This is a genomic window from Synergistaceae bacterium (genome assembly GCA_012728235.1).
Taxonomy (GTDB): Bacteria; Synergistota; Synergistia; order Synergistales; family Synergistaceae; genus JAAYFL01.
The window spans coordinates 1-11,144 of record JAAYFL010000034.1 but is presented as its reverse complement, the minus strand read 5'-3'; the positions used below and the strand labels follow the sequence as shown (position 1 = coordinate 11,144).

Genomic DNA, 11,144 nt, shown 5'->3' with positions numbered 1-11,144 from the left:
GTGAAGTACGCGTATAAACGAATCGGACGTCCTGAAAAGCGCTATAGCATACTGTTAATATAGCAATTAAAGGCTGCCGAAGTGGGATATTACAAATGCCGCCAATATTGCTCCCACCAAGACTGTTAATGTAGATCGCCCCAACCAAGCTAAAATGAAGGCTGCAATCGCCCCAGCAACGGAACTATAAATATTTCCGGCCGATTTAAGAATATCTGGGAAAATGAGTGAACCTAAAATCGCATAGGGAACATAGTGCAAAAAAGATTTAATAAAAGGAGGAAGTTTCCTCTCGGCGAGAAGGAAGGCCGGTAGAATTCTCGAAGGAGCTGTAACAAGCATCATCAAAAGCGATAAGATAATTATCTTGGTCATGATAAAACTTCGTCCTTATTCTTTTTCTTGGAAAAAACAATAGCTCCAAATAGAGCGGCAATTCCCGCAGTTATCATTATGGATAAGCCTTTATTAATTCTCTCAGCCAGACATGGGACCAACTTTATGTAGGTGCTCAACGACATGGCTATAACGGTGACAGTAAGGGCTTTTACGTTATCTCTCACTGATGGTACCAGAAGACCAATAAAAATAGCATATATCGCTATCCCCATGCTTTCTTGCAAACTGTCCGGCAAAGCGGAACCTCCGACCCATCCCAAAAAAGTACCAAGAACCCACGTTAAATGTAAAGGGAAATTAAGTCCTATCAGAAATTTGGGAGAGAGATAATCTTCTTTTTGCAGTGATGCTAAAGTGAACGACTCGTCTGTCATTTCAAAAAAAATCCAAAACTTTTCCAAAAAGCGTGTATTCAAAGGAATTCTCTTGGACATAGAAGAAGACATGAGGAGATGCCTCATATTCAGTACTCCGACTGCGACAAGTATTTCTGCCACAGGAGTACCAAGAGTAATAAGGTTTACTGCCACAAATTGGCTAGCCCCAGCGAACACAATAAAAGACATGAATACGCATTCCCACAGAGTTAGCCCTGCTGTCTTAGCCAAAATGCCAAAAGCAACCGCTCCGGGGATATAAGTCAGCGCCAACGGGGTTCCTATTTTTATTCCCCTTAAAAACCCTTTTGCAATAGTTGTTTCTAATTTTAGTTTTTCCGTCATGAAATACTACCTTCTTATAATATAACTTAAATGTTTTATAATTAATAAGTTTAGATAAAAGAACAATAAGACAGTTTTAGTACTGCTTACAAGTCGTTATTATACTAGAAAGTGTATTGTTGGGATAGTTTTATTTAAACTTAGAATAGGATTTTTGAAGTGCCACGGCACGGTCCAGTGGTTTGAATCTGTTTTTTGCTGATAAACCTTTCTGAACCGATGCTTCATACTACAACAAATTACGCTGAAAATGTGAAAATTTAATCCGTGGTAACTACTCTGACAAAATTAATCAGAGCTTGTCTGATACATTACATGCTCTACTGGTATGCCGTTTTCCATCTCGGCTTCTGTAAAGCTTCCTTCAGGCGTCATCCAAAAAGGATTCCCTGAAATATAGACTAACCTGTTTTTCATCCTATCACCTCCGTTTACAAATCTCAGAAGCAGCTTTTGCTTCCGGTAGACATGACATTATACGGGATAGTCACTAAATGTCAAATTTTCGAGTTTTTAATTAATAAAAAAACAGAAAGAAAACATGACCAAATCTAATTATCTCAATATAAAATTATTAATAGTAAGATTAACGAAATAGAGCAGCACGCAGATTAAAGGGAGACTGTAATGAAAATTACATTTTATTCAAATTTTTTAACTCATCACCAAATACCCTTTTCAGATGAAATGCAGAAACTGATTGGTGACGGCTATAAATTTGTGGCGACCGGATCCATACCCATATGAAATAAGAAGTTATGAAAACAAAAAAACTACATAGATGCTTTAGATCTGGGGCTATCAAGCGATGTTGTTATAGTTGGATCAGCACCCACGACTTTCGTTAAAGAGAGAGTCAAACAAAATCGATTGACATTTATGTATTGGGAAAGATTTTTTAAAAAGAGCGCTGCGAACCCCATTCGTTATGCAAAGATGTTAATGAAGCACACGATATATAGAAACAAAAATGTTTATCTGCTCTGTGCCGGAGCTTATGCTGCGAAAGATGCTGCAATAATTGGGGCTTACCCCGGCAAGACTTATAAGTGGGGATATTTTACTGACACAAAAAGGCCTGATTTTGAAGAGCTTTACGGAAAAAAAGAGAAAGAGACTGTCACACTGCTTTGGAGCGGCAGATTTCTCTACTTTAAACATCCTGAAAAAGCAATTCTTTTATTAAAAAAGCTGTTAGAAAACGGTTATGACTGCAGATTAAAAATGATAGGCAATGGCCCAATGTTCAGAAAAATTAATAATTTGGCCAATAAATTGCATCTAACTGAAAAAAATCACTTTTTTGGGAACGCTTTCTCCTTTGCAAGTTAGAGAAGAGATGGAAAAAGCGAACATCTTTCTCTTTACAAGTGATAGGCAAGAGGGATGGGGAGCGGTGTTAAACGAGTCCATGAAAAGCGGTTGTGCTGTTGTGGGAAGCAAAACAATAGGCTCGGTTCCTTTCCTCATTAATCATGAAGAAAACGGATTAATCTACAGCAATGATGATATAGAAGATCTTTATTTTAATGTCGAAAAACTGCTTAAAAATGAAGAACTAAGAAAAAAGTATGGAAATAATGCCCTTCTGACCACTACCACCTTATGAAGTCCGTCCGTTGCAGCGAAAAGATTAGTCGATTTTACTTCGAGCTTGTTAAACGGAGAAATCATAAATTATGAGGAAGGCCCCTGTAGCAGAGCTTATTAATTCTCCTAAAGATAAATTTTTATCAAAAAAGCGCCCTTACAACTAGAGTTGGCAAGGGCGTCTTTAATATTATGAATCTAGCTTTTAAGTATGCAACTTTTTCTTTTTAATTCTCCATTTTATCTTGCTCGCCTCTTTTTTGTGCCATGAATTCATCATGGAAGCTGCTAAGAAGCTTGTCTATCTCTTGTCTGTTTGAATCATAATTGTACGGTAAATCCGTAAATTTTAATAAGTATCTAGATCCCTCTCTGGCATCTTTTGGTAAAAGATTTAAGGGCATATCTACAGCTGCCGATTGTACCCCTATGAGAAGTCGGCATACTCCGTCATTTATCGAATCTACAAAAACCTCAATTCCCTTTTCTCTCACTATATAATGCCTCCCAAAACAGAAAAAGCGAAGTATTTAATGCAAGGATTACTTTTTGCCTGTGGGCTTAAGCATAGAGCCGAGTATGCTTCTAAATAGCTGGTTCCCTACCTGACGGCCAATCGTACCTATAGCGTTATCTGCCAAACGTTCTATAGGAGTCTTTGTTTTGCTTGTTGTAGTCGTGCCGTAAAATGTTTTGCGTATTGATTTTTCTAGTCTAATTCTTTCTTTTTCTTTTGCCTCAGCTTCTTTTTGTAAAATTTTCTGCTGAGCCTCTTCCTCTTTACGACGTTTTTCCAGCATCTCTCTCTCCGTTTTTTCCATGTTTTCTCTCTCATACTTCAGCTGTAAGAGTTCATAAGCTGATTCTCTATCTATCATTTCATCATATTTAGCATTGAATTCGCTGGAAGAGATTGCTTGTTTGCGAGTGAAATCATCGATCTCACCCATCAAACTCTGAGGGGGTAAGATAAAAGCTCTCTCCACAACAGCAGGACTCCCGTCCTCCTGAAGAAATGAGACAAGAGCTTCACCGGTTGTAAGATTTGATATGGCTTCAGCCGTGTTAAAACTAGGATTGGTGCGGAATGAATCTGCAGCAGCACGGATGACTTTTTGTTCTGCCGGTGAATAAGCTCTAAGTGCATGCTGCACCCTATTGCCGAGCTGTCCCGCGATATTATCCGGAATATCTTTCGGATTCTGAGTAATGAAATATACTCCTACGCCTTTGGAGCGAATAAGTCTTACAACTTGTTCAATTTTGTTGAGAAGAATTTTTGGAATATCGTCAAAGAGCAAGTGTGCTTCATCAAAGAAAAAGATCATCTTTGGCGCTTCTTGGTCTCCTATCTCTGGCAATGTTTCGTAAAGCTCAGAGAGCATCCAGAGTAAGAAGGTTGAATAGAGTGCGGGAGAGTGGAAAAGTTTGACACAGTCCAGTACATTGATATATCCACGACCGCTGCTATCCGTCTTCATCCAATCTTTTATATCAAGAGCAGGTTCTCCGAAGAACTTATCTCCGCCCTGATCCTCTATCACCAATAAGGCCCTCTGAATAGCACCGACACTTTGCGGAGCTATATTGCCGTAATCAAAAACATAGCTTTTTGCATTGGCAGCCACAAAGCTGAGCATAGCTCTTAAATCTTTCAAATCAAGCAGAAGCATTCCCTTGTCATCTGCTACTCTAAAGACTATGTTGAGAACTCCTGCTTGCGTATCATTTAAACCCAGCAACCGTGAGAGAAGCAATGGCCCCATGTCTGATATGGTCGTTCTGACAGGGTGTCCTTTTTCTCCAAAAATATCCCAAAAACGAGTTGGATAATTTTTGTAAGTCCAGCCTTTTTCATCAAGGCCAAATTTTGCAACTCTCTTTTGCATACCCTCGCTGTTAAGGCCGGGCTGGCACATACCAGCTAAATCTCCCTTTATATCAGAGAGGAATACTGGTACCCCCAAATCACTAAATGATTCCGCTAAAACCTTGAGGGTTATTGTTTTTCCTGTTCCTGTTGCACCGGAAATAATTCCATGACGGTTTGCCATTTTAGGAAGGATATAAATTGGCTTGTCTGACTTTGCAATTAAAAGCTTCTGATCAACGTACATTCTGACACCTGCTTTCAACATTATTTATTAACTGTGCTTTATTAGATATATTTAATCATAAATTTCAAAAGAATGAATGTATCAGGCTAATATCAATCTTTTACAGGCGTTCCGAAAACATTCATTTCTCTGCCGTCAGTTTCAATTTTTATTGTGCCGTTTGCTGTATCATAGCGAGTTATTTTAGCGTTCCTGATGTCTTTGACTACTCTTTTATGGGGATATTTATAGGAATTATTCTTCCCATAGCTTAAAACAACAAGAGATGGATTTACTTCTCTCAATAATTTGCTATCAGTTCCATTGTAACTGCCGTGGTGTGATGCTTTTAGTACGGTAGCGTGTGGAAGTGGTTGAATCGTATATCTTTGCTCTCTTTCCATGTCGGCAGTCATAAGGAAACTTATATCTCTATATGTTATTTTTACCACGAGGCAGTTGTTATTAGTGTCGCTCTTCGTGTTTAGCACAACTTTTGCAGGAGCAATAACTTCAAGAAGCACATCTCCCATGAGCTCACTATAACCGCGTTTTGGCCGTCCAAAAGGGATATCTTTTTTCTTAATAGTTTTGTAAAAGTTTCTTTGTATTGAAGAGCCGTGGTTGAAGCCGGAGTCCCAAATCCTGCCTATCTCAAAGTTTTGTAGGACCCTTCTCATGCCTCCGATGTGGTCGGAATGTCCATGTGTGGCAACAAGGAGGTCTATTTTTTTAACTCCACGTTTTCTGAGAAAAGAGACAACTTTGCTTCCAGCCTCTTCTGGTCCTGCATCTATTAGCACATTTTCTCCATTAGGCAGCATGAAGAAGAAAGAGTCTCCCTGTCCTACGTCGAGAGCATAAAATGTCAGGATGTCGCTTTCAGCACTTAAGTTCTGCTTGTCATAATATAGAGCAAAAGCTCCGTATGCGACAGTGAGCAGAAGGATAAGCAGAACTGAAAACATTTTTTTGTGCTTGTCTTTTAAAAGAGTTTTAATGATCAAATAAACATCTTTCCAATTCTAGTATTTTTAGCAAAGAGTACACTATTCTTTGTAATTATACCTAATGTGTGTATATAAGGTTATGTATTTAAATCATATAAGTCAAGAGAGTTAGAAATTAGCTGTCAATTCTCATAAATTGCCGTAATTATAGAAATATAAATGAAGTAGGTATGAAAAAAGGGCAACCTGTATAGGCTGCCCTTTTTATTGCAAATGTTTTATAAAGTTATTTCTGTTCCAGTCTTTCCTTCAAGTGAATCTATCGCTCTGTAAAGAGATGTTATTATGGCTTTTTTCCCTGGGAACTTGCTTGCAAAATTGATTCCCGCCATAATCTTTGGCAACATACTGCCGGGAGGGAAGTGCCCTTGCTCTATATACTCTTTCGCTTCCGCCACAGTTATCTTACCAAGCTCTTTTTGGTTTTCCTTGCCATAATTTAAGCAGACTCTTTCAACACCCGTTAAAATAAGAAAAACATCCGCTTCAATTGCTTCAGCAAAGCAGCCTGCAGAGAGATCCTTGTCAATAACTGCCGCTATGCCGGAGAGAGAGCCATCGGGATTTTCCACAACGGGTATTCCCCCGCCTCCCGCAAGTATAACTATATTGGAGCCCCAAAGCTGTTTAATAGAATCAATTTCTACGATTCTCTTTGGTTCCGGAGATGCTATCATTCTTCTCCAACCGCGTCCTGCGTCTTCCTTGACTGTAAACCCCTTTTCTTTTCTTATCTTTACAGCTTCTTCTTCTGTATAAAAAGGGCCTATCGGTTTTGTCGGATTATTAAAGGCAGCATCGTTGGCATCGACAACGACTTGAGTGACAAGAGTTACTACCGGTATATTTCTATTCTTTTGTCTTATCACTTCATTTAAACTTTGCTGTATCTGGTAGCCAATATATCCTTGAGTCATAGCGTTGCAGACGTCAAATGGCATAGCCGGCAAATCTTTATTCATCGTTTCTGCAACTTCCAGACTCAAAGCGAGTCGTCCAACTTGTGGCCCGTTTCCGTGAACGATTCCCATTTCATACCCTTCAGCGTTAATCTTTTCGAGATACCCGCAGGTTTTCTGAACTACGGCTAACTGTGCTTCAGCCGTAGAAGGAGAGCCTGGCTCTTGTAAGGCGTTACCGCCTAACGCTACAACTACTTTTTTGGCTTTGTTGCCCATGAATAGGCACGCTCCTTTGATTTAGGTTTTCTTACCGTCAATAAATGTACTACAAAATAACAGTCTTTGTAAATTTATTTTTTGACCGACCTCAATTAATTTATGAGTTCTTTCATTTCTTTCAGTGTTTCGGAAAAGATATTGATGACACTTTCTACTGGTTGAGAAGTGCTCATATCAACTCCCGCGTTTTTCAAAAGATTAATAGGATAATCGGAACCGCCCATCTTTAGAAACTGTAGATACTTATCTCTGTTGTCTGACTCATTCTGCAATATGCCCTCGGCAAGAGCAGTGGCAGCCGAGTATCCGGTTGCGTACTGGTATACATAGAAGGGAGAGTAAAAATGTGGGATCCGACCCCACTCCATCTTTAAAGCTTCATCTATGATAATTTCATCTCCGTAATACTTCCTATTTAGTTCATACCACAGCTTCATTAGTCCGTCAGGAGTTGTGTCTCCCTCTTTTGCAGATCTGTTGTGAACCTCTCTTTCAAAAGATGCAAACATCGTCTGTCTGTACACAGTTGTGCGTATATTTTCGAGCCTTCTATTCAATAAATACGCCTTTTTGTCGACATCTTCTGTTTCCTTTATCAAGTGAGAAAGCAGCAAGACTTCATTAGTGGTTGAAGCCACTTCTGCTGTAAAGATACAGTAATTGGCCATAGAGAAAGGCTGGTTTTTTCGGGAATAAAAACTGTGCAATGAGTGTCCCAACTCGTGAGCAAGAGTAAAAACATCGTTGAGATTATTCGTGTAATTCATAAATACATAAGGGTGTGTGGCATAGGAGCCCCACGAATAAGCTCCGCTTCTTTTACCTCTGTTTGGAAATACATCCACCCAGCCGCTTTCAAGCCCTTTTCTAATGAGAGAGAGGTACTCTTCTCCCATGGGAGTGAGGGCTTCAAATATCATCTCTTTGCCCCTACTCCAAGAAACATCCTCGTAAGGATCGTCCAGAAGAGGTGTATAGAGGTCGTACATATGCAGCTCCTCTACGCCAAGCACTTTTTTTCTAAAAGACATATAGTCATGTATTGGAGAGAGATTGGACTCCAATGTGTCAACCAGATTATCGTAAATATTTTCAGGAATGTTATTTCCGTCAAGAGCAGCAGCAAGAGAAGAGGGGTACTTTCTGATCTCTGCATAAAATTTTGAGGTCTTTAACATTCCATCAAAAGTTGCGCCAAGCGTATTTTTTGTTTCGATATAGGGTTTGTAAAGAGAATCAAATGCGGCTTTGCGCACCGCTCTTACTCTCGAACGCAGGTATGAGACAGCCCTTTCTTCGGACAGCTCAACTTCTTTGCCCTCTTCGTCAAGAATAGATGAGAACTTCATATCTGCGTTTGTGAGCATAGAAAAAGCGTTCTCTGCAGTTTCAGCCATATTCCCCGTTTTCGCTAGGATTGCTTCTTCTTCAAGGGAGAGAACATGTTCTCTTTGCCGCAGCAGCTCTTTTAATTCAAAAGCATACTCACTAAGATTAGGCTCTTCTATATAGTTTTTTAATGTTTCCTCTGGTATGGCTAAAATTTCCGGTGTTACAAAGCTTGCGAGAGCAGAGAACTCAACGGAAAGAGATGATATTTTGCTTACCAATCCTTGATATTTAGATACGGCAGTATCCTCATGGCTCCTCATATGAGCATATACAATTAGCTTCTCTAAGGTAATTGATAGCTCGTCTCTCAGCTTAAAACAATTAAAAAGAGATTGAGACCCCTCACTAAGCTTGCCTTTGAACTCCAATATTTCTGCCATTCGTTCCTTGATAAGCTCAAAATCCTTATCCCATAACTCTTCGTTTTCGTAAATATCTTCGAGTCTCCATCTATATTCATATGGGATATCTTTTCTGTCCGGTAAGATAGTTGCTTTTCCTAGCTCAAGTTCATTGTTAATCCCGTAAAATCCTTTTCTTGTTGTATAAGTCATAGTTAACATTCCTCTCAAATTTTTTTCTGCATAAATTATACACAGAGAAGGGGCTTTTTATTTGTATTTTTTACTTATTCAAATTACAATAAATCGCGTATATTTTTGATATTTACGGTATCGTAAAAAGTTGTACTCCTTTGTAGTTAGATAATCATTCTTTTCCAGGAGTGCAACTTCTGATACAAAAAACTTTAGCCGGAAAGTGGGGCACACATCTTGGCAAAAAAACAGACACCACCTATACGCTACTGTCGTTTTATGGTGGACGGGAGAGCATACTCGGGGCAGATTAGAGCAAACTCGATAGATATAGTTGAGGGGGGTCCCTTCACACAAATTTATCCTATGCGTCTAAGCTATCAAATGAACCGGGTGAAGTTTTTGCCTCCCTTTCTTCCAAAACAGATTTGGTGCATAGGTTATAACTACAAGGAACACGCCGAAGAGCTGAAAAGCGAACAACCGGCAGAGCCTACTGTTTTTATGAAAGCAACAACCGCCATAATAGGTTCAGGTGACTTTATTCGCATTCCCAATTGGGCCGGAGAGATTCAGTACGAAGGTGAATTAGCCGTGGTAATAGGCAAGCCGGGACGCAATATCTCAGAAGATGATGCATTGGATCATGTTCTCGGCTATACAATCATGAATGATGTAACGGCAAGAGACATTCAGAAATCCGATGCACAGTGGACAAGAGCAAAAAGTTTTGATACTTTTGCACCCTTCGGTCCGGCAATCCTTTTCGCTAAAGAACTTCCGGACGATACAGTTTTAGAGACAAGGGTAAATGGCATTGTGAAACAAAGTACAACTTTGTCTCAGATGATTTTCCCGATAAAAACGTTGATTTCCTATATAAGCCGTTTTGCAACTCTTGAACAGGGAGCTGTTATTTCAACAGGAACTCCCTCTGGAATTGGAGCTATTAAAGTGGGGGATATCGTAGAGATAGAAATAGACGGTATCGGGATTTTAAAAAACGTTTGCGGAGAATAAATTTATAAAAAAAGAGACAAAATAAGCCGAGGCAATCGCCTCGGCTTATTTTTATCTGAACAAATAACATTCGTTTTATGCTAAAGTTTGTGTTTTTTCATTCTTGTCATAAACTGAAAATATCCCCCAACAAACCCATAGAAGAACAGCAACATCAGCTCTCATGTGATGAATCATCTCACCTGCTAAGGAGTAGATAAGCTGTCCCAAAAACATAGAGAAAAAAGCTATGACCCAAACATCTCCCTTGTTTGCAGAGAAAAACAGCCTCTTAAACGAATCCCAAATTGGCAAAAGCATTGCTGTTAAAAATATCAGCATCCCCGGAATGCCGACTTCAAAAGCTATCATCAAATAAAGGTTATGAACATGCACAAACACTCTTTTAGAAGTAAGTTTGAGTGTGTCCGCAAAAGCTTCTAAAAACTCTTTGTGCACAGCTGCGAATTTATTTACTCCCCATCCGAAAAAGGGCTTCTGTTTAATATAATAGAGAGCAGCAAGCCAGATTTCATCTCTTTTTGTGGTAAGAGTTTTTATGTCTCCGGAAGAAATCTGCTTCATCTCTCTCATTAGAAGTGGAGTGATTTTATCTCCGATAAAGAAATTTAACAAAAATATTGACCCCAGAGAGATAGCACAAAAATAAGGTATAAGTTTGAGATCCAAAAGTTTAGCTCTATAAGCAAAAAACATAATTATAAAAATCTCAAAAAAACAGGCTGCATATGTAATGGAAGAAAAAGAAAATATAACAAAAATAATATTAATGACAATATAGAGGGCTCTTAAAAATGAATGCATTTTTTGTTGAATTATATAGATGAAGTTAAAGGGAATAGCCAGATAGAGATAGGGTCCCAACATGTTGTGATTTGAAAAAGTTGGGGAAGGAAACTTCGCGATTCCTATCTGTTCCGCCACAATCCAGAGTCCGGCAATCATATTTATGTAAAAAAAAGTTTTGACAAAAATATCCCTCCTCTTATCGTCATTTATCAAAAGCGAGACGAGCCACGCACCAGCCAACATTTCAAGTGGCACAGAGCTGTCTCTTGCCCAAGAGGAAAAATTTTCGTAATTTAGTAAGTATGAAAAGGCAGAATATAGAAAAAATAGGGAGAGAATAATAAAAATGAGTTTCCCATTTTTTGTCAACTTTGGAGTCAGTGAAAAATTATATTTAATACTTTTGTAC

The 11,144-nt window shown here is 38.9% G+C and carries 11 protein-coding genes; 3 read left to right on the top strand and 8 right to left on the bottom strand.

The window, feature by feature from the left end:
- Window positions 1-66: 66 nt before the first annotated feature.
- Both GXZ13_02765 and GXZ13_02760 read right to left on the bottom strand, forming a co-directional pair.
- Entirely contained in the window at window positions 67-375 is a 309-nt protein-coding gene (locus GXZ13_02765; protein NLX74760.1) for an AzlD domain-containing protein, read from the bottom strand.
- A complete protein-coding gene (locus tag GXZ13_02760) occupies window positions 372-1,121 on the bottom strand; it encodes an AzlC family ABC transporter permease (protein NLX74759.1) in 750 nt (249 codons plus the stop codon). The genes GXZ13_02765 and GXZ13_02760 overlap by 4 nt, the downstream gene beginning before the upstream one ends.
- An 879-nt stretch (window positions 1,122-2,000) precedes the next feature.
- Between GXZ13_02760 and GXZ13_02755 the strand changes: the two genes are divergently transcribed.
- Window positions 2,001-2,453, top strand: coding sequence for a glycosyltransferase (locus GXZ13_02755; protein ID NLX74758.1), 453 nt, complete (start codon window positions 2,001-2,003; stop codon window positions 2,451-2,453).
- Complete coding sequence (locus tag GXZ13_02750) at window positions 2,443-2,730, top strand: glycosyltransferase family 4 protein (protein NLX74757.1); 288 nt, start codon at window positions 2,443-2,445, stop codon at window positions 2,728-2,730. Before GXZ13_02755 ends, GXZ13_02750 begins: the two co-directional genes overlap by 11 nt.
- 208 nt (window positions 2,731-2,938) lie before the next feature.
- Here GXZ13_02750 and GXZ13_02745 read toward each other — a convergent pair whose 3' ends face one another.
- The 5 genes from GXZ13_02745 to pepF form a co-directional block, all read right to left on the bottom strand.
- Window positions 2,939-3,205, bottom strand: coding sequence for a hypothetical protein (locus GXZ13_02745; GenBank protein NLX74756.1), 267 nt, complete (start codon window positions 3,203-3,205; stop codon window positions 2,939-2,941).
- Between the two features lie 48 nt (window positions 3,206-3,253).
- The gene (locus GXZ13_02740; protein NLX74755.1) at window positions 3,254-4,828 is read right to left on the bottom strand and encodes a DUF853 family protein; all 1,575 of its coding nucleotides are present in this window, start codon (window positions 4,826-4,828) and stop codon (window positions 3,254-3,256) included.
- Window positions 4,829-4,920: 92 nt separating this feature from the next.
- Window positions 4,921-5,775 (bottom strand): MBL fold metallo-hydrolase, encoded by an 855-nt coding sequence (locus tag GXZ13_02735; GenBank protein ID NLX74754.1) that lies wholly within the window; start codon window positions 5,773-5,775, stop codon window positions 4,921-4,923.
- 260 nt (window positions 5,776-6,035) lie between these two features.
- Window positions 6,036-6,995 (bottom strand): carbamate kinase, encoded by a 960-nt coding sequence (arcC, locus tag GXZ13_02730; GenBank protein ID NLX74753.1) that lies wholly within the window; start codon window positions 6,993-6,995, stop codon window positions 6,036-6,038.
- A gap of 95 nt (window positions 6,996-7,090) precedes the next feature.
- Window positions 7,091-8,944 carry an oligoendopeptidase F gene (gene pepF, locus GXZ13_02725; protein ID NLX74752.1) on the bottom strand — a complete coding sequence of 618 codons (1,854 nt, stop codon included), beginning with the start codon at window positions 8,942-8,944 and terminating at the stop codon, window positions 7,091-7,093.
- A gap of 219 nt (window positions 8,945-9,163) precedes the next feature.
- Between pepF and GXZ13_02720 the strand changes: the two genes are divergently transcribed.
- Entirely contained in the window at window positions 9,164-9,946 is a 783-nt protein-coding gene (locus tag GXZ13_02720; protein NLX74751.1) for a fumarylacetoacetate hydrolase family protein, read from the top strand.
- A 75-nt stretch (window positions 9,947-10,021) separates the two neighbouring features.
- Here GXZ13_02720 and GXZ13_02715 read toward each other — a convergent pair whose 3' ends face one another.
- Window positions 10,022-10,990 carry an O-antigen ligase family protein gene (locus tag GXZ13_02715; protein ID NLX74750.1) on the bottom strand — a complete coding sequence of 323 codons (969 nt, stop codon included), beginning with the start codon at window positions 10,988-10,990 and terminating at the stop codon, window positions 10,022-10,024.
- Between the last annotated feature and the right edge of the window lie 154 nt (window positions 10,991-11,144).